Origin of the sequence: Leptotrichia sp. HSP-342, from assembly GCF_041199995.1 — a bacterium.
Classification (GTDB): domain Bacteria; phylum Fusobacteriota; class Fusobacteriia; order Fusobacteriales; family Leptotrichiaceae; genus Leptotrichia; species Leptotrichia mesophila.
This window is the reverse complement of record NZ_CP165646.1, coordinates 157,976-178,245: the sequence shown is the minus strand read 5'-3', so window position 1 is coordinate 178,245 and position 20,270 is coordinate 157,976. Positions and strand designations below refer to the sequence as shown.

Annotated in this window: 18 protein-coding genes and 2 pseudogenes; 7 read left to right on the top strand and 13 right to left on the bottom strand. The window is 28.9% G+C overall.

Going from position 1 to position 20,270, the window contains the following annotated elements; translation table 11 throughout:
• Positions 1-79: 79 nt before the first annotated feature.
• Both AB8B23_RS00835 and AB8B23_RS00830 read left to right on the top strand, forming a co-directional pair.
• A pseudogene (locus tag AB8B23_RS00835) lies at positions 80-292 on the top strand (helix-turn-helix domain-containing protein); the annotation flags it as partial.
• Positions 196-855, top strand: coding sequence for an IS30 family transposase (locus tag AB8B23_RS00830; RefSeq protein ID WP_369713948.1), 660 nt, complete (start codon positions 196-198; stop codon positions 853-855). The pseudogene AB8B23_RS00835 and the gene AB8B23_RS00830, both read left to right, overlap by 97 nt.
• 552 nt (positions 856-1,407) lie before the next feature.
• Here AB8B23_RS00830 and AB8B23_RS00825 read toward each other — a convergent pair.
• The 8 genes from AB8B23_RS00825 to AB8B23_RS00790 all read right to left on the bottom strand — a co-directional run bounded on the left by AB8B23_RS00825 (position 1,408) and on the right by AB8B23_RS00790 (position 8,225).
• Positions 1,408-2,058 (bottom strand): hypothetical protein, encoded by a 651-nt coding sequence (locus AB8B23_RS00825; RefSeq protein WP_369713031.1) that lies wholly within the window; start codon positions 2,056-2,058, stop codon positions 1,408-1,410.
• A 169-nt stretch (positions 2,059-2,227) separates the two neighbouring features.
• Positions 2,228-2,551: a hypothetical protein gene (locus AB8B23_RS00820; protein ID WP_369713030.1), complete on the bottom strand. Its 324-nt coding sequence runs from the start codon at positions 2,549-2,551 to the stop codon at positions 2,228-2,230.
• Positions 2,552-2,617: 66 nt separating this feature from the next.
• Positions 2,618-3,535 (bottom strand): hypothetical protein, encoded by a 918-nt coding sequence (locus AB8B23_RS00815; RefSeq protein WP_369713029.1) that lies wholly within the window; start codon positions 3,533-3,535, stop codon positions 2,618-2,620.
• Between the two features lie 16 nt (positions 3,536-3,551).
• Positions 3,552-6,611 (bottom strand): DEAD/DEAH box helicase family protein, encoded by a 3,060-nt coding sequence (locus AB8B23_RS00810; protein WP_369713028.1) that lies wholly within the window; start codon positions 6,609-6,611, stop codon positions 3,552-3,554.
• Positions 6,612-6,690: 79 nt separating this feature from the next.
• Positions 6,691-7,293, bottom strand: coding sequence for a GNAT family N-acetyltransferase (locus AB8B23_RS00805; RefSeq protein ID WP_369713027.1), 603 nt, complete (start codon positions 7,291-7,293; stop codon positions 6,691-6,693).
• The gene (locus AB8B23_RS00800; RefSeq protein ID WP_006805581.1) at positions 7,271-7,453 is read right to left on the bottom strand and encodes a hypothetical protein; all 183 of its coding nucleotides are present in this window, start codon (positions 7,451-7,453) and stop codon (positions 7,271-7,273) included. The genes AB8B23_RS00805 and AB8B23_RS00800 overlap by 23 nt, the downstream gene beginning before the upstream one ends.
• A gap of 126 nt (positions 7,454-7,579) precedes the next feature.
• On the bottom strand, positions 7,580-7,741 hold the full coding sequence (locus tag AB8B23_RS00795) for a hypothetical protein (protein WP_369713026.1): 162 nt from the start codon (positions 7,739-7,741) through the stop codon (positions 7,580-7,582).
• A 337-nt stretch (positions 7,742-8,078) separates the two neighbouring features.
• The gene (locus AB8B23_RS00790) at positions 8,079-8,225 is read right to left on the bottom strand and encodes a hypothetical protein (protein WP_369713025.1); all 147 of its coding nucleotides are present in this window, start codon (positions 8,223-8,225) and stop codon (positions 8,079-8,081) included.
• Between the two features lie 328 nt (positions 8,226-8,553).
• Here AB8B23_RS00790 and AB8B23_RS00785 point away from each other — a divergent pair, with 328 nt between their 5' ends.
• The gene (locus AB8B23_RS00785; RefSeq protein WP_369713024.1) at positions 8,554-10,257 is read left to right on the top strand and encodes a hypothetical protein; all 1,704 of its coding nucleotides are present in this window, start codon (positions 8,554-8,556) and stop codon (positions 10,255-10,257) included.
• A 79-nt stretch (positions 10,258-10,336) separates the two neighbouring features.
• Positions 10,337-10,882: a hypothetical protein gene (locus AB8B23_RS00780; RefSeq protein ID WP_369713023.1), complete on the top strand. Its 546-nt coding sequence runs from the start codon at positions 10,337-10,339 to the stop codon at positions 10,880-10,882.
• 27 nt (positions 10,883-10,909) lie between these two features.
• On the opposite strand, the gene AB8B23_RS00775 is transcribed toward AB8B23_RS00780, so the two are convergent.
• The 5 genes and pseudogenes from AB8B23_RS00775 to AB8B23_RS00755 form a co-directional block, all read right to left on the bottom strand.
• Positions 10,910-11,740, bottom strand: coding sequence for a DNA-methyltransferase (locus tag AB8B23_RS00775; protein ID WP_369713022.1), 831 nt, complete (start codon positions 11,738-11,740; stop codon positions 10,910-10,912).
• A 14-nt stretch (positions 11,741-11,754) separates the two neighbouring features.
• The gene (locus AB8B23_RS00770; RefSeq protein WP_369713021.1) at positions 11,755-12,870 is read right to left on the bottom strand and encodes a DNA methyltransferase; all 1,116 of its coding nucleotides are present in this window, start codon (positions 12,868-12,870) and stop codon (positions 11,755-11,757) included.
• Between the two features lie 192 nt (positions 12,871-13,062).
• Positions 13,063-13,305, bottom strand: coding sequence for a hypothetical protein (locus AB8B23_RS00765; RefSeq protein ID WP_369713020.1), 243 nt, complete (start codon positions 13,303-13,305; stop codon positions 13,063-13,065).
• 17 nt (positions 13,306-13,322) lie between these two features.
• A pseudogene (locus tag AB8B23_RS00760) lies at positions 13,323-13,442 on the bottom strand (DNA-binding protein); the annotation flags it as partial.
• Between the two features lie 402 nt (positions 13,443-13,844).
• Entirely contained in the window at positions 13,845-16,019 is a 2,175-nt protein-coding gene (locus tag AB8B23_RS00755; RefSeq protein WP_369713018.1) for an SNF2-related protein, read from the bottom strand.
• A 604-nt stretch (positions 16,020-16,623) separates the two neighbouring features.
• On the opposite strand from AB8B23_RS00755, the gene AB8B23_RS00750 reads away from it, so the two are divergent.
• The 3 genes from AB8B23_RS00750 to AB8B23_RS00740 all read left to right on the top strand — a co-directional run bounded on the left by AB8B23_RS00750 (position 16,624) and on the right by AB8B23_RS00740 (position 20,242).
• A complete protein-coding gene (locus AB8B23_RS00750) occupies positions 16,624-17,535 on the top strand; it encodes a site-specific integrase (RefSeq protein ID WP_369713017.1) in 912 nt (303 codons plus the stop codon).
• A gap of 120 nt (positions 17,536-17,655) precedes the next feature.
• Positions 17,656-18,537: a peptidyl-prolyl cis-trans isomerase gene (locus AB8B23_RS00745; RefSeq protein WP_369713016.1), complete on the top strand. Its 882-nt coding sequence runs from the start codon at positions 17,656-17,658 to the stop codon at positions 18,535-18,537.
• Positions 18,538-18,727: 190 nt separating this feature from the next.
• Positions 18,728-20,242, top strand: a complete 1,515-nt coding sequence (locus AB8B23_RS00740) for a hypothetical protein (RefSeq protein ID WP_369713015.1) — start codon at positions 18,728-18,730, stop codon at positions 20,240-20,242.
• Positions 20,243-20,270: the final 28 nt, after the last annotated feature.

Here is a 20,270-nt window from a genome sequence, read left to right as displayed (position 1 = left end):
ATCAAGTGCAGCACCTAAAACATATTAAAAAAACATAGTAAAAATGATATTCTAATATCTCTCACATACTTACAAAAATGAAGGCAAGTCTATCCGCTTCATAACAAAGATGCTTGGAAAAAGCCCCTCCACTATTTCAAGAAAACTCAAAAGAAACTCTATAATACAGTTGGATTCATCCTACACCTTAAAGGTATCTATATTGCTGATACTGCTCACATCCTATACAAAAAAAGAAGACAGAAGTGTATCTACCGTAAGCAGTATGACTCTCTATTCTTTGTTGAGCTGAAACAAGAAATACTTAAAAGAGAGAAAAGAGTTCACAGCATTGATACTTTCTGCAATATCTACAAAAGAGACAATCCTGATAAAGTTGCCCCTTCAACCAAAACTGTATATAAAATGATTCACAGAGGCCAAATTGAAGGAATAAAGCCATACATGCTTCCAAGAATGATCAAGCTTAAGCCTAGAAAAAAAACTGATGGACAATGCAATACTAAAAAGAATAAAAGCATACTGGGCGCAAGAATTAAGCAGAGACCTGAACATATTAACAGCCGTGAAGAAAAAGGACACTTTGAAATTGATGCCGTAAAAGGCAAGAATGGAAAGAATGAGGCTTGCATAATTACATTGGTTGATAGGAAAAGCAGATACACATGTATCCTCTTTTTAGCCAAGCTGAATGCCCAGAATGTCAACAAGGCTCTGCAAAAGCTATTCAGAAAGGTCAGAAAAAAGAATTTCAAGTCGATAACTTCGGACAACGGCTCGGAATTCAGCAGGCTGACAGAGATGGAAAGCAGAAACATGAAAGTGTTCTTTGCACATCCATATTCCTCATACTAGCGTGGAACAAACGAAAACACAAACGGACTGATAAGGGAGTTTCTTCCCAAAGGGAAGAACATGAATGGAAAAGAGAAGGAAATATCAGAAATACAAAAAATTTTAAATGAGAGATGCAGAAAAATACTGAACTATCGTTCAGCAGAAGAGTATCATTTTGATAACACTACAGCATAAAAATTAAAGAGCAAAAAGAATCTCTGCCCTTAAAAAAACTTTAACTTTATATTATTTTTACTTTCTGTTGCACTTGACTTGACAATACACCGTTTTTTTCTGTATACTCAACTACTCGTTGACGAACACGATATATTTCTGTTATACTATTCATATAAAAAAAAAGGGGTTAATGTAGTTTTGGTAGGTTATATTATATCAGAAACCTTCCTTTTTTTGTATATTCTTATCACATATGTATTATCTCACAACATTTTTTCAAGACAATGAAAATAAATAATCTCAAATTATACAGATTAACTACGGTTAAATGACTTGTTGTAATCCTATTATTTATTTAAACACTTTTGCTGCTGAAATATAATTTTAAATTCATCATTCTATTCCTCGTTTTCTCCACTCTTCTTCTCTCCAATAGTCTTCCCTTTCTGAATAATCCAATTCTATTTCTTCAACAAAATCTTTTACAAATTTTTCATATATATATTTACTTAAATTTTTTGAGAATAGAGGATAATTTTCAAAAAATAGTTTTTTATTTTCTTCAGTTAAAAATTCTTCTTGTTCTAAAATATAACCGAATATTTTTCCAACATCTGGATGTATACCTTCCCACCAATAAAGTTCGGTATCTGTATTTTCATAATAATCTTCTATTTTTCGCCTTATATCTGTTCTATATTTAATAATACGACTAAATTCCCAATAAATATAATTATATAAATTATTGTATAAATTACCATTATAATTATTTAAAATTAAATTTGCTTTTATTTTTTCAAAATTTATTGTTTGTTTAGTCAGTTTTGTATTATCTTTAATCTCTTGTTCTCTTTTCTCTTTTTGTTCCTCCCTTTTTACCAAATACTTACAAAATATTACTAATGCGACTAACATTAGTGTATACACGATTAAGCCTATTGGACCACCTATTTCTATTGCTATTATAAATCCTTGTACAACTCCTTGTAAGAAAAGTGTAAGTAATACTATTACTACTATACCAAATACTATTTTTATTAACATTTTTTTCCTTTCCAATTCATTTCTAAATTTTAAAGTATTTCATTTTTAACTTACTCAAATTATAATAAACCAAACTTAAAAATTTTAATTATGCTACTCAAACCTCAATATTATAACTTTATTAATTTGATATTGAGACAATTTGAATATACCTATAATTTAAAATAGTTTATTCAAAACCTTTTACAAACTTATTATACAAGTATCTTAATAAGTATACTTCGAATAAATTAAAGTTTTCAAAAAAAAGAGTTTTCATATCTTCAGTCAAAAATTCTTTTTCCCCTAATATGAAACCGAAAACATAACAAAATTCATCATCTAAAATCACATCTTTACTTATAGAATTTTTAAACTTTTCTTCCCTTTCATTCAAAATTTTTTCTACGTCATTCCATACTATAGAATGAAATTTAGAATAAATATAATCATACAGATTTTCATTATCATATTTTAAAGTTATATTGGCTCTCACTTTTTCAAAGTTGACCATTTTTAATGCCTCCTTTCATATTATTTTTTATTTATTACTAAAATTATATAAATTAATTGACCTTTTTTAATAAACTTCCTTTTCTATTCCCTCTTCTCCCCAATATTCTTCACTTTCCCAGTATTCTCTTTCTTCCCTGTCTTCATATTCCCATTCATCTGAGTCCATTCTGTCACGTCGATTTTCTTCTCTTTCCATTTTTTCCAGTTCTTTTTGTGTTAAAGGATTTGGCGAGTAATTATAAGGGCTGGAACTTGAAGTATTTTTTCTATATTTTTTTTCTTCTTTCTCTTCCTTACTACGACGTAAATAGAGATACTTATCCATCTCCATCCACCAAGCTTCTTTTTTGGGAATTTCTAGTTTATTCTCATTCAAGATTACTTTCAAAGATTCTGGATCCGTATATCTAGTTGTCATACTGTCAACAATAGAGCCATTATAATCTATCATACAAAAAAGATTTCCGTCCAGAATATAAACATCAGAACTTTTATTAATTGTTTTATGGGTTTTCTTACTTTTTACTACAGCATTCTCAAAAACATACAATTTTTCCCCGTTAGAGAGAGTATATTTCATAATTCTATCTGCTTTTATATAAATAAATTTATCTGAATACATTGCAATTTTTGCAAATGAATATTTTGAATCTAGAACAAAATACATTGTTGCCCGAATTTCAGACGGATTTTTAGGATTATTAATTTTTTCTGCTGTTTTTTTAAACTCTTTAAAATATCTCTCAAAAAATGCAAAATCATCTTCCATTTCTTTTTTTAGTTTTTCTGCCTCTTCCTTTTTTTCACGCTCTTCTTTTTCTGCTTCTATTTTTTTCCATTTAATTTCTTCCATTTCATATTTTTTTTTATCATTTTGATAACTAAAAAATGAAAAAATTTCTGAAATAACTATAAGTATTACTAAAAATAGGCAAATTAGTATTGACTTAATCTTGGAATTTTGATTTAAAAATTTTTTCATTTTATATCATTGCTCCTTATATAATTTCAAATTTCCTTTTAAAATCATCATAATTATTTACCCAGTTAAATTTTACCTCCTTTGAAATCGCTTCAAAATGCAGTTTTCCACATTTTATTTTGTTTTTTTCCACAGTTGTCAAATCCTTTTCTTTTTTATCTGCTTTCGTTTCAACAATAAAATAGATTCCTACATTGTTTTCATTATTTTCTGAAGAATTTTTGTAGATGATTGCCCAGTCAGGAGAATAGTTTCCGTATGGAGTATCTATTACAAAGCCACCTTTTTTGAGTTTTGTAAATAGCAATACATTTTTATCATTTTCCAGCTTTTCTGCAAATTCCTTTTCTCCATCACTATCAAGTTTATAATAATCATTTAGACTTCTACTACCTTTTTTAGCTTGAAATAACCTTCTTTTATTTTCAAAATCTTCTTCGTTTATTTTATTATCCACTTGAAAAATTTTCTCTGTATCAGTCACATATCCATCTATCACTTCATATTCAAAAACTTTTTCAGCTTTCATTTCATTTAAGTTTTCAAGCAATATTTCAGTTACATTTTCCAGCACATCTTGAATATTTAAGGCTTTTCTTTTCTCCTTTTCAAGTCCACTTATTATTTTTAATATTGCTAATCTTGGCAACATTGTGTGATACATTATGTAATTTGCTATTTCAAAATCACTTTTTGGTGTTGCTTCAATTTCGGATAATTCAATTTTGTCCTCAATACCTTTTTCAAGATTAATTTTCCCTGTATCATCATAATTTCCCTTTGAATCAATAAGTTCCACAATTTGTTTCAAATCAAAATTGCTTATATAGTTATTTATTTTTTCTATGCTACTTTCTATATATTTTTCCTTGTCGATTTTACACTTATAAATCGCTTTTTTACTAAGATTTGTCCCTAATTCTTCAAAAAGATTTTCAAAATCTTTTTCAGAAATAAAACTTCTTCGTTTATTAACAATCGGTTCATTATCTCCATTTGCAATTTCGATACGATTTGAACCTTTTTCTACCATATATTTTACAAAATTTTCAGCAATCTGTATAGAATGTTCCTGTAAAGTTTCATTTGAAAAATGTATTTCTTTTATATCCTCTTCCCCATTTTTCAAAAGCACATTGTTAGAATCCATCACTCTTTTTTCAATCAATTCTTTCTTAAATTCATCTACCAGTTCCGAAGTAATCTTAATTTTAGGAATTCCTGATTTTTCAAGAGTTACAAGTAAAAGATCTGAGGTAACTTCATTTTTATTTATATTTTTGTTAAAATCTTCCTGAAGCATTCTTGAAAAGTTTTCATAGCTGTCATTTGCAATCACGGTAAGTTCGTTTACATTTTTATCTAAACTTCTATTTCCAGCGACATCTACAGGAAGTCTAAGTCCTCGCCCTATTTCCTGCTTTTTGGCTATGTCGCTATTTCCATTTTTTAGTGTACACAATGTAAATACATTTGGGTTATCCCAACCTTCCCTAAGTGCTGAATGGGAAAAAATAAAGGCAAGTGACTCGTTAAAAGAAATCAATTCATCTTTTTTCTCTAATATTAATTCAATCCCTCTGTCAATATCTTCTTGTGATTTTGCCTTCACTTCGTTTTCTTTCTTATATTCCACCTCAACTTCCTTTTTCTTTTTATCCAACGCAAAATATCCTTCTCTGACTAAATTCACATCTTCATAATGTGGAAAATAATTTTTATATTTCTCAATTTTTTCCCTATACTTTTGCACAATTTTTAAATATTCCTCATCAAATATTTTCAAATAGACTCCTCTCCCATCAGAAGCCCCACTATCCCTAACTTTCTTAACCTCATCAATAAAAAACAGTGTCAAACTCTTTATTCTCTTACCTTCTTCCAAAATTTCAAACTGCTTTTTAAAGTGATTGTCTATCGCAAGATTTATCTGAATACGGATAATCTCCTTATCTTCCAATTTTTTATTACTTTCCCCTAATTTCAGTTCAATATCTCCATTAACCGAAGCAATTTTCAATGTCTTCTCTTTATGTGGCTGTTCCGCAATAAACATATCCTTATACTGAGGCAATCCTCCAGAAAGTTCATACAACGAAAATCCATTTTCCACATCAAAACTTCTAAATCTGATACTTTGCCCTTGCTCTTGAGAAAACATTTCTATCCTTGCTCTGTAATCTTTTGTAAAATAAGTATACCTGATATATGGAAAATCTTTAGAAATCACACTATTTATGGTTTTCACTCGAATTTTTTTTACCAAGTCTTTTTTATAAGCCTCATAAGAATCTAATTTATAAACTTGATTATACAGATTTTTATGTGTAGCCGAATAACGAAGTGTAAATAACGACTCCAGTTCGTCTATTGCCTTCAATGATTGTGATTTTTTATTTGCTGTTCCTTCTATTTTCTGTGGCTCATCAATTAATACAATCGGTCTTACAAATTTTATATCTCTCCATAAATTTTTAGCATGTTCATCATCCTTACGAATTTTATTAGTATCTTTATTAAACGCCTGAATATTCATAACACAGATACTCAAATTATTTTCTTCCACAAAATTATTTACTTTCCCTAAATTGTTACTGTCATAAATAAAACTGTATTTTGATAAATCCACATTGTATAGCCTTTTAAAATGCTCCCTTAATTGTTCAATAGATTTTTCCACTCCTTTACGTATCGCTACAGACGGAACTACAATCATAAATTTCTTAAACCCATACTCCTTGTGCAACTCTAATATCGTACGTAAATAAACATAAGTTTTCCCAGTCCCCGTTTCCATCTCGACTGTAAAATCTCGCTCGTGCTTGCTGTAAGCCTTTTCATCGGTAAACAATCCATTTTTTAACTGAACTTTTTTCAAATTCTGAAAAAGTTTATTCCCTCTAACAATATCAATATTTCTCACAGGATCTTTTTCTGTAAAACTTCTTCTTATTCTTTCAGCATAAATACTATCCAACGATTTTGGCAATCCTCTAAATAACTCTACAACAGAATTTACCGCCTTTTTCTGATATTCCAAATTATCATCAAACTGAAATATTATTTTATTTGACATTTTCTCCTCCTTCTTTTTTGAAAATAAAAAAGCCTCAATTATCTTTTTTTGATAAAAGAGACTATTAAAATCTTTATTTTCAAAAATTATCTAACCTTAGTATCATTGTTCTTAATTTATTTTCTGAACTGAATTTTTTTATCAGGTTAAATCCATAATTTGAATAAAATCTTATCAGCGAACTGTTATCTTCACATTCCAGCCATAAATATTTTGTATTTATAATTTTTTTCACAATTAATAATAATTCATGTGCCAATGACATTATTTCATTACCTGTTATCATATTTTTATCAGAAATATTATAATTTTTCCCTATTTGTGCCAGCAAAAAACTGTTTACAACATAACTTCCGTCTTTCAATCTTCTTCCACTCTGTGAAAATCTTTTCTGCTGTGTTTTACTAAGACTAAGAAAATTTTCTTTTTCAATAATTAAACTCTTATTTGCAAATGTAAAATACCCCAATATTTCCGTTCCCTCTTTATTGTAAATAATATGTGTTGCAGAAAGTGATTTTTTCTCAAAATCTATAGCTTTATTATGTAGAAAATCCTCAATACTATTTCTATCTCTACTTTTAAAAGTCTTTAAAATTTTTTCTCTTATAAAGTCATCGTCTTTCAATTTTTCTCTTAATTTCTGCAACGATATAGTTTCACTCTTTTTCTTTATATCCAAAATTCTTTGCTATCCTCAAAATTTCTTCTGGGTCATCTACAATTTCAAAATCAACATCAAGTTTTTTAACTTTCTTTTTACTTTCCATTGCTTCCAGTACTTCATCTGCATATCTTGCTGGAATTCTCAAAGCATCAAGTAATATACTTTCTGTAGCCATAATTACCACTCTCCCCTTTTTTAACTTTATTTTCATTTTTATGATACCATATCTATTTTAGAGTGTCAATTGGATTTTTGATTTTTAATTTATAATCTGAAAATTAAAGCAATAAAAGAATTTTCTTTATTCTTCTATCAAATCATGTTCTATTAATTTTGCTTTTCCTGATTCAATATCTGTAATAATTTTTTCTAAATATTTCATGTTATTTTCAGAATAAAATAATTCTTCTACTTCTTTTTCTGTATTTTTATCAATATTAGAATCAATCATTTTTTGTGTCATATTAATCACCTTCCTTAATTGTAAGTGTATTTTGTAATCTTGATTTTGTTAATCATTATCTTTACAAAAATTACACAACACATACATTTGTTATAATAATTTAAAATCATCTTTTTGTACTGTATTCTCTTTATGACATTCAATCATCTTACTAATTTCTCAAAATAATTCAATTCTGAAATGATTTTTTGAAATGCTCTCTGCCATATCATCTGGCAGTCCCATATAATGCTTTTCCAAATTACTTCATCCCCATTTGGTAAATCTAATAATTCTAAATATAAATATTAAATGTAATCAGCTAGTGTAACATCAATAAAAACCTATCCAAATTGTTTTAACTTTCATTATCTAAACATACTATTTCTCCGATGTCTGATCCTAATTCAGTCTCGATTTTTCCTAATACAGTCAGTAAAACTAACTTACCTTTCGTAATTTTAGAAATAGCAGCAGTTGAAAATATTCCCAACTTAACCGTCAAATCCTTCTTCTTCGATTTTTTTATCTATCAGAAGCTTCCACAGACCATCATAATCAAATTTCATAATCATAGTATAAAACTCCTCTTTATTGGATTTATTTTATATTTTACCATACTTTTCTATTGTTTCCTATAGAATAAAAATTAGTTGTTTTGAAATGATATAAATGTCTACATAACGATAACCTTATATGATACTGCACTTACCTTTTTTTGTCAGCCCTAATAGCTGCTTTTTTCTTTAAAATATGTTATAATAATTAGTCTAATAATTTTGTTATTTTAACACCACCATTTCAAAACTTATTACAACGGAAGGAGATTACAAATGATAAAGTTCAGAAATCCTGTTTCTGACATGGACATAGTGATAAAAGTTTTTAAAGGATTATTTTCAGAATTCTCAAATGTAGATTTCTTTGATTTAGATAACATAGCCGAATATTTTGCTAGGGAAAATCTAGCTAGTTCTTCAGGTTATACCGGAAACGAAGCTCTGAAACGTTCTTATAGCATTTCTGACGACTCAAGAAAATCAATGAAAATGCAAGCCAAAAGCTACACAGAATTATACAGGTTTTTAGGATGGATTTTCTCAGCTGATAATGCAGCTTTAAAATTCAGTTTCACTTACTTAGGAATGCACATCGCACTATCAGGTAAAGCATCAAAAGAATTGTTTGAGCAATGCCTTTTAGGTGTGATCTATCCAAACCAAATTTTAAATGTAAAATTTGATGATACAAATAAACCTTTTGTAAGTATGCTGTTATTCGCTGAAAGTTTAGATAACAAAATCCATCGAGATGAAATAATTATTGGTCCAATGAATTTAAAAAACGCCTTAGACAAACATGAATTCGACTCTAAAATTAACAAGATTAAAGAGCTCCGAAAAACAGCTAGTATCGCCTCATTAAATCAAGAAATTCAAAAAATTAGCGATGAAAACAAGATGCAAACCACTTCAGTAAGAAATCTAACAAGGTTTGTAATATCTGCTTTAGTTTATACTGGATGGTTTGATAAAAAGAATTTGTCCGTTTATGGAAAAAAAGCCCCTTTTCTTCTTCTTACAAAAAAAGGAACAGAAGTGATAAATCTTATTAAAAGATCCATAGATATATATGGCGGTCAATTTCAAACCTTGAATTTAGATCAAGAACTAGTTTCTCGTTTTGCTTTTTTAAATATGTTAGAAGCAGCTAATTTTGATGTAAAAACTGATCTTCTAAAGTATCAAATGTTTAAGGATACGCTAGTTTCAAAGTTTAATAAAGAGAGAATATTGTTTTCTCCCTTTCAATATTTTTCAAGTAGTGAACTATTGAAAATTTTCCCAGAAACTTTGATGCAATCGCAAAACTCCCATATTGAATCTAACATTAGCAATGAGCATTACCAAGAAATTCAATTATATACAACACTAAAAAACACTTATTTTATCAAAGAAACTGATAGTCACCATGATAAAACAAAAAGGTTTTTATTAAACAAAATGTCTACGAAGCCAAATAATCAGTCTGCAATTAAACTCTTTTTAGACGAAATTGAAATTATGAAGCAAAAAGATTTTTACCCACTCGTGGCAAATCTGCTTGGAATAATCTTCAACAGAAAAGCATTTGCTCCACCAGCTGGAAATAACAACTTGAGATATGATGTTATAATTCCGGATGAGTGTTGTTCTATACCTGTGGAAGTAAAATCACCAACAGAAGAAAAGATGTTATCTATAAAAGCTATAAGACAAGCTCTTGAAAACAAAGTATTATTATTGGCTAGAAAGCCCTTCAAAACTGAATACGATACAAGTAGTTTTGCAATAGGCTTTAATATCCCAAACACTAGATCCGATGCTTACAAGTTGATAGATGAAATACATCAGACATACGGAATTAATATTGCTATTATGGATATGGAAGAACTTATTTCAGCCGCTTTTTATTGTTCAAAAAGCAACAAACATTTTGATATCTCTGAGTTCAAAAATAAGAAAGGAGTAATTCATTTTGAATATGAAAATCTATAAATCCAATAAGATTCCCGAAATAGAGAGAGATAACATTCTAGAAATAATTCTAGAATCAAACAAAACATTAGAAGAGAGATTGATGCATCTAATTAATTCTTACTCTCAAATCAAACTAACTCCTAATGCAGAATCAAAGCTCATCGGATTGTTGCTTGATAAATTAGGTGGACAAATATATTTCCCAAGAAAAGGGGATAACAGCGAGAGATTTGATGCCTTAATCCTCTTTTCAACTTATAGTTGTGTCGCCGAAATAGAGATTCCCTCTACAGAAATACTAGATGCTCCTAGAAATCTACTAGATGACTATGCAGTTATAAAATCAAGAAAAGATGGTAACAAGAAAATAATCCCTGTTGTAATCTGTTGGGATTTACCGAACAAAAGAACTGATTATTGGAATGTTATAGATGATATAAACAGAATATTATCAATTAAAATAAAAACCATTTCGGTACTGTCATTAGCTTTGCATTACTGGACCAATACTGATTTAGATTTTGAAAATGATGATTATTTTTTATATTCTGATAACACACGCATGGTTGCATCAGAAAAAATCTTAAAAGAAAATCATATAGACCCTCAAAAATATGCAGGATATTTTCAGCCAATAAAATGATATCAAGACGATCAAGGTCACATTTTATCAATGACCTTGATTTTGTAATCCCTGTAATCTCTCATTTCCTATATCAACCCACTCTTTTTGTATCTCAATGCCTATCCATTTAATTCTATGCCCCTGTCTATTCAATTTCTCACAGCATACCCCTAAAGTTCCAGAGCCATGAAATGGATCAAGAATTAATCCTTCAAATAATCCTTCAGAATTTTTAGGGCAATACGCCTTAATTATTTCAGTAATTAAACTTTCTGGTTTCTGAGTAGGGTGGATAGTTCTTTCTTTTTGAAATACCTTTCCAGCTAAAGTGGGAAACTCCCATATATCTCCCCTTAAAGCTCCTTTAGGATTAGGTTGCCATTCTTTCTTATTACCGTTCTTATCTTTATAAAAAACCGGATTTTTAAGTCGCTCTTTACTTTTATATGGAACTCTCACATCATCAGCATTATATGTCCATTTACTATTATTATTAGAAAACCACAGAAATGGTTCATACTGTGTTGCAGGAACTTTCTTGCTTCTAGAAAAACCATTTTCATAACGCCAAATATTCATCGATCGATAGAATAATCCTTCTTCATACATTATTACTTGAATAAAGCCTATATACTTATGGATTCCAAACCATACTAAACTTCCATTTTCTTTCAATAGCGAATGACACAGATTAATTCTTTTTTTATTCACTTCTAAAAAATCTTCCAATGACAAAGAGTCGGAATTATTACCAAAATCCTTATTTAAGTTATATGGAGGATCTGTTAGAATCAAATCAAACTTTACCCCTTCTTCAATCATATTTTTCATGATTTCATCACTATTTCCAATATATGTTGTATTAAACTCAGTCATTTTTTACCTCTTACCTAATTTTTTCTGAAAATAAGAACATATTGATGGTGTATATTCTCGACATAAGCAAACGGATACCCATAAGGGAGTAAGCTTTTGTGATTTTGTATTAAAATTTTCACTCCTTGTAGTTTTAAAATTCCTCCATCTGAAAGTTTTCTATTGTTAAGTCTTTGTATTAAATCACTATGAAAACTAATAAATTCAGATTTATTTCTAAAGTCAGAAACCACTAGACACATATATTTTTTTACTTTCAACACCCTTCCACACTCTAGAAAAACATTCTCAACCAATTCTTCCAAAAAATCATTATAATCATCGATATTAGCTAAATCATCCTTATCTTCTGAATAATTAGTAGCTAAATTATTTGCTAATCTTTCTTTTTTTACTTTATGATCTGCTTTCTTGTTTAATATAGACCAGTATGGAGGACTTGTTACTATGAAGTCAAATGAAGAATCTAGCATTTTTTTTAGTTCAATTCTTGAATCTCCATTTACAAAAGTGTGCTTTAAAGATGTCCTTTCTCCTACTTCAATTTCCAATCTTTTTTTTGATAGCGAATTCCACTTTTCTTGTAATTCTATGCTTGTACATACTCTTTCATTCAAAGCACAAGCTTTAGCAGTAGATCCAACGCCTCCGAATGGATCAAGTACACTCATACCTTTCTTTGTAAAAAACAAAATAAGACTTTCAATATCTTGAAAAGAAAAAGGGGCAGGATGCTCTCTTTCAATTTGTGCATGAGGATGTTTTGACCCCAAGCCTTTTTGGTAAAAATAACTTTTTGTTGAAGGAAGCCATTCCGTTCCGGTTAAATCATTTAAAACATTTCGTTTATCAACTTTCGGTTTTTCTTCATCATTATACTTGACTTTTTCTTCCATAACATCAAGACACTCCAAATCTTTATTTTTTTTATAATCAAACGGCTTTTGCGGAGCTACAATTTTCTTACTACTCTCTAAAAAAGTATCCAGCATTTCAATTGAAAAGCGTCTTTGACCTCCTGGAGTTTTATTGGGGACTAACATTCCTTTATCAATCATTCTATATAAAGTGCTTATACTCACACCGATATGAGTCGCAGCTTGTTTTGTTGTTAAAAGTTCATTTTTCATAATTTTATCTTCTCCTCAATTTTACTTATATCATTATACTACACTTTTCAACATTATTCAACACTATTCATTTTATTTTCGCAAAAAAATACTTCGGTGCAGTCCGAAGTTCACACCGAGATTTTCTTATGTTTCATTCTGTTTTTCCAATTTGCCTCACTTGACTTTGCTTTATTTTCAGCTTTGAACTCCTTAATAGGCACCAAGCACAGAATCTTCCGCCTTTTCTTTATCATTTTTGACCAAACCTTTTTCTATGCTTTTAATTGCTTCCTTGTTCAGCTTCTGTTCTAAAATAGAAAGTTTCTTCTGCATATTTTCAATATCTTCTCTTATCTGAGCAGATTGTTCAAAAGAGTCAGAATAGTACAGATCCTTTTTCCTTTCTTCTATTGTGTTTTTTAAGGTATTTATCTCCTTTCCAAGAGTTATCACTTTCTTTCTTGTTATTCCTTCATCTGTTCTTTTGATTTAAAGATCTTCGAGGAGAGAATTCTGATATTGCTGTAATCCTTTCCCTTATTGTCAATAGAGGTTCTGACTTCACCAAAGAGTTTTACAAAATCTTCTTTTCTGAACTCCATTAGCCATTTGTAAAAGTCTAAAAAATTCAGCAAATACAGTTTTTTTATGAGTAATTTTCTTGTTTTTCTCTACTCCCTGATAAAGGGTCTTAGCCCTTTGTGATTATAAATACTGCTATTATTCAATATTTATCGCTTTTACTCTTACAATCTCCTATGAACTCCATCGGAATCTCCGCCTTATTTCCCAGTTTGTAATCACGCTGTTGCCATCCTTATCTTTGGAAAGCAGTGCAAAGTTGACCACCGTAAAAGGCTTCCCGTCCTTTGTTTCCCTATCTAAAACTTCCATTTCACCAATGACATTTCCCACAATGTTGCCGAGATTATCCTTCTATTCACTTACAAAGGAAACATCTTTGATTTCTCCATTTTCTCTCAGCTCATTAATTACATAATCAAAGTCCTCGTGGAGCTGCCCTTTGGTGTCGCTTTCCATAACTTATCGAGTGCATCCGTATCATTGATTCCTTTTTCAAAACTCACGATCGCCTTGATGAAGTCCTCATAGTTCTCATTACCAAGTTTTTCAACCTTATTTTCCACAATCTTTTCCAGTTCATGAATCTTGTTATCTCTATCTTCTTTCAATAAAATCAATGTTTCATCATATATTTTTTTTACAATATCTCTATCATTATACAACTCTTCAAGATAGACATTTATTCTCAAATCTTCTACCTTTATTTCATATTTACTTCTTTCAATATAGATTTCATCTTCATTTTCCACATCAAGCTCTTCTTCAATCTGCTGTCCTCTCTGTAAGTTATCTATTGTCCTGTCAATATTTTCAATCAGCCTTTTCAATGTTTCAGAGAATGAATAAACTGAACTTTCCAGCCTTTTAAATAAGTTCACTCTATGCAGATAAATAAGTCCTTTTGATTGTGTTTCAAAGTCCAGTTTTCCCCCACGATTTCCTGATAACTTGTATTTGTTGATGTAGTAGGCCAATTTGTTGCTTTTTATAAATTTAGTTGGTGTATATACTGATAAATTCAATTCTTCCAGAAGAGAATTGGTACCTTTAAAGTCTAACAGTTTGCCCTCACTGTCAATTTCAGGATAATAAGTTATCGGCTTGTTTTTTTGTGGGAATTTTCCTATATTCTTTGTTCCATAATAATTTGTAATATGTTTTCTGCTTCTTGATATTGTCATCATTTCCAGCAGTTTATAAAAATCTGATGGCAAGTTATCCAGTAACTCGTCTTTTTTCTGGTTTCCTTCTTTTTCCCAGTCATTTATAACTTGCGTCGCCTTTTTCAGTAGATATCCCACACTTGAAATTCCCTCTTCGTTAAAAGCACTGTCATCATCCCCTGTTATAATGGAAATCTGATTTTTCAAGTCCACAAGACTATTATTTACTGGTGTCGCTGATAACAGTAGTACTTTTGTATTTTTTCCGTTTTTTATTACATTATGAAGCAATTTAAAGTATCTGTTCATTATTAACTCATCATTTTCATCATATTTTGCAATCCTATTTCTGAAATTATGTGACTCATCAATAACTACCAAATCAAATTTTGACCAGTCAAATCTGCTCAATTCATATCCTGATTTTGATTCTCCCTTAGTTCTCGATAAATCCGTATGAAACATAATTTTATAATTAAACATTTCATCCAAAAAGCTATCTTTATAACTTCCAGTAAAAGAACGCCAGTTATCATATAATTTTGCTGGTGTAAAAACTAATACATTATCATTTCTTATTTCAAAATATTTAATCACAGCAAGTGCTTCAAATGTTTTTCCCAATCCTACTGAATCAGCAATTATACATCCTCCATATTTTTGTAATTTCTGTATAGCTGAAACAACACAGTCCTTCTGAAAATCAAAAAGCGAATTCCAAATTTCAGTCTTTTTAAATTTATCACTATCTTTTTCAAATCTCTCAACTCCACTGTCCAGCTTATCTCCAAAAAGTTCATTTAACGTGAAGTAATACAAAAATTTAGGATTATAATTTTTATAAACAAATTCAAGGCTTTCTAATAATTCCTGTTTATAATCCTGTGTTACATCATCATTATTCCAAATTTCATCATATATTTTCGACATGCCAAGTATCTGGGATTTTTCTGCTTCTCCTTTTATTGTTGTATCAAAATCATAGCGATTTGTCCTTTTTTCGTATATTTCAAGTGATGATGTTCCCTGAATCATAAAATCATCATCAATTATAAGAATATTCCCGTTTACTTTCTGATATGGCTTTACTTTTCTGACATTTACGTTGTTTTTTATAAAATCATACATAGCCTTTGCCTTGGCAAAGTGCTTTAACTTATTTTTTTCCTTTATATCATAAGAATTGTATAAAATATCATTAGGTGTTATCTCAAATTCTCTTGATATTTCATCATTTTTAGGAATAAATTTTGTATCTCTTATAATAAAATTTATTTCCTTCACATTTTTTAAATTTTTTTCCAATGCCGTAAAAACTGATATGGTTAATTTATCATTAATGATATTCACCACAGCATTTTCTTTTTCCGATAAAACTTCATTTATCTTCTCAATAAATTTTTTTGCTGAATTTCCCATTCTCTCAATATCCTCTACATTTTAGTTTTTACAACCTCGATTAATTTTTCCCCTTTTTCTAACTAAGTTTATTACTTAATTCTTTATGTAAGGATATTGAATTACTACACTTTTACAATTTTGCTTAATATTTGTTTTTATTAAATTATTTTTCATAGTTAAATTAGGAACGTCGTGATTTTTTGGAAATAAAATTGACTGTTTGAGCGAAGTTTAACGTAGCGAGTTTCAATTTTGTTTTCAAAAAATGCTTAGACAAGCGGGGATTGTAAAGGGGATGGCGATTGATCCCCTTTACTTTATAAAAAAGAAAAAATATAAAAATTATAGGAAGAATATTTATTAACAATAAAAAATAAGATTTAGTAGAAAAGACTATTAATTTCATTTGTATAGTATGAAAAAGATAACAAAAATATATTATTTTATGGTATAATACTTAGTGAAAAAATAGGAATGGACTAAGTAATAAACTTAATTAAATTTACTAAACATTTTTCCAATAATTTAGTAAAATATAAAAAACTAAATTTAGGAGGAAAATATGGCTACAAAAAAACATTTAAACAAAAACTTGAAATATGAAGAATAGCTAGATATTTGGATGGAAAAAGAAAGATTTTTTATAAAGGAATCGACTTATGCAACTTATACTAATATTATCGAGAATCACTTAAAGCCTGTGCTTGGAAAAAAGAAAATCAATAATATTACAAATGAAGATTTACAAAATTTTATTATCTTAAAATTAAGCACTTCAAAGAAAAATTTGGAAAAAGGGCTTGCACTAAAGACTGTCAAGGATATGACTGTACTTATAAAGAATACTTTAAAAACTGCAACTCAAAATAAATTGATATCTTTTCAGAATTTTCAATGCAAATTCCCCTCTTCCTTTTCAAAATCACATTTAAAAACTTTTTCTGTTGAAGAACAAAAGATACTTTTTAAATATTTGATAAATAATCAGAATTCAAAAAATTTAGGAATTTTACTTTGCCTACAGACAGGACTGCGACTTGGAGAAATATGTGGACTACAATGGCAGGATATAAATTTAGAAAAAAGTACTCTAACTATTTGCAGAACTTTACAGAAAATTTATATAAAAGAAAAAAACAAATCCTACTCCAAAACAATTATTAGTACTCCAAAAACAAAAACTTCCAACCGCATAATTCCTCTTAATATTGATTTTATAAATTTAATAAAACCGTTTCAGCAAAATAAAAATAACTACTTTATTACAAATAGCACGAATTATTTAAAGCCTCATTGCTACCGATATTACTATCAAAAACTTCTTCACTTTCTAAATCTCCCAAAACTCAAATTTCACAGTCTTCGTCATACTTTTGCAACGCAGGCCGTTGAACTTGGAATTGACTGCAAGACCATTTCTGAAATTTTAGGACACGCCAACATGAATACTACTCTAAATCTTTACGTTCATCCAAAGACTGAATATAAACACAAATGCCTTGATTTAATTTACAAAAAACTGAAAAATGAATAAATTTTTTTTGATATATTTTCATTTGTTGTTTTTTTAATAAAGTTTGAAATGTTTGTAATGTTGTGATATACTAAAGACATAATCTTAAAAACATAAAACCATTTTGGAGGAAAAGAAAAAATGAAAAATAAATTTAAAATAATTATCTTGACAGCATTATGCACACTTGCGTTATCTTGTGGAAATAGTAACGGAGGTAAAGTACTATTCGAATCGTCAGACAAAAAAATAAAAGTTTATGAAAAGGAAGTTAATAACGAATTGGAAAAAAGTCTATTTTCTAGTGGAATTTCTGAAAAAGAACTTACTCCTGAGCAAATTACACAAATGAAACATTCTATTATTAAAAATATCGCTCTAAACAGAGCTCTTGCCTTAAAAGCAAAAGAAAAAAAACTTGATAAAGACAAGAAATATACACAAAGCCAAGAAATTTTACAGGAACAATTACTAGCAAGCCTTGCAACATTAAGCGAAATCAACGAAAGAGCCAAAATTACAGATGCTGATGCTAAAGCTGCCTACGACGCCAACCAAGCTAGTTTTACACAGCCTGAAGATTCAGTGCGACTGCAAGTTATAGTATTCCAGCCTACTGATACAGCAAAAGCTGAGCAGGCATTAAAGGAAGCTGTTGCAAATCCTAATAATTTTACTGCCTACGTAAATCAATACAATCCTGGAACTGAACAAAACGGACAGACACAATCAATTCTTCTAAGTCAATTAGCAAGCCGATTTGGTTCAGTAAGTGAAGCTATCAAGGATGTTAAGGCAGGACAAGTTGTTAACAAAGTTGTAAATGATGGAAAAAGTTTGTATATCGTGAAAGTTCTTGAAAGAAATCCTAAAGGACTGATACCTTTTGAAAGCGTTAAAGAAGGTATCAAAACTCAATTAAGAAATCAGAAAAGGCAACTTGAACAACAAACTTACCTAAAATCAATTTCTGATGAATTTAAATTATCAAATATGGATGAAGCATTAAAAAATATTAAATAATCTAAAACTTTAAAAAATTTAGAAAGGAGCTGTTTTAAATAGATATAAATTTATAACATCTATTTTTGACAGCTTATTTGATGTAAAAACTATAGTAAAACTTCTTTAAATCTAAGCTTCAAGTTAATTATTTAATCTTACAGAAGCTTGATATTAAAAAGTTTTATCATATCTCAAAAGGAGGTTTTTTGTGAAAATTTTGAAATATTTATTAAGTCTTATATTAATAGCTTTGGTTATGATGCTTTTTGGCGTGATGTTTTCCAGCAATATTGTCACATATATGACAAAATCAAAAAATTCGGAATTTGAAAATGTAAAATTTTCTGTAAGAAACAGCGAAATGACTTTCGATAATTTTGTAGTCAACGGAAAAAGTCTTGGAAAAGGTCGAGCTACAGTTGGCATTGTGCAAAGCGGACTATTTAATCTTGTACCAAAATTAACATTGTCTAATTTGAAATTGGATGATGTAAATCTTGAAAGCATATATAAAGAAAAAAATTCTCAGATTGATACTTTTACTGAAAAAATAAATTCTCTTGCTTCTCAAGAGAAATCTGACAAGACAACTGCAGATTTTATCAAGGAAACAACTGATAAGGTTACAACATTGTCAAATAATACAAACAACCTTATTAACAGCAAATGGAAAGAGAATATTGAAAAAATTAACGTTCTGAAAAAAGACTATGTAGGGCTTACAGACTTGAAGAGCAAGGCTCAAAAAATTGTAGAATTAAATAACGAAATTAAGCCATTAATAAAATCTATCAATTCTGAAAAAGAAAACATTGAAAAAAACATTTCTGAAATTGAGCTTGAAAGGGATATTGCACTTGCAAATGTTTCTGATAATTTGACTAAGCTTGAAAAAGAGATTTCATTGAATGATTTTAACAATAATTCTAACAATAATGTTCAAAATATGAATCTATATATATTCCTAGACAAAGGAAAAAATTTAGAAACTTCATTAAATACAGCTTTAAAAGCTACTTCCCTCATAAAAGAGATAAAGGATTTGAACATAAGAATTTCGGATATAAATATTAATGATGGCAAAATTGTGGTTAAAGGGCTTAATGGAAACAACTCGCAGATAAATGGGGAAGTTTTATTGGAAAATAATTCAAAAGCATTGATAAAAGGGCTTAATAATGGTTATGAAATTACTTATAACAAAGATAATTTTACTTCCAAAACTTTATTTGCAATCAATAAAATAAGTTCTCTTATTGAATATTCAAAAAATGATTTACTTGAAGGAAGAATTGTAAAACTTGCCTCAGAACTTATTTTAGAAAACAGCAATTTCAAAAATTTAAATCATACTGTATTAACTGACGAGGAAAAAACATTGCTGACTCAAAAAATTGAAAACCTAAGAAATAATAATTATCAGCAAATTATGTCTAAATATGAAGAAGATAACAAAAATATCGAAACATTAATTGATAATGTATATGTCCAAAAAAATAAACTTGATAAACTTCAAAGAGACTTGCTATCACTGGGAACAATTATCACATTTGAACAGACAGCCAATGAAACTGCTGAAAATAATAGTCAAAATAATAATTCTACTATCAATATTTTAAATAATCCAAGCTCTGTCAATAACAATAACAGTAACACAAATAATAATACAGAAAAACAAAATAACAATCAGAACACTAGCAAAATTAATATTGGAAATAAATAAAAGTTTTTAGGCATACCAAGATTGATAT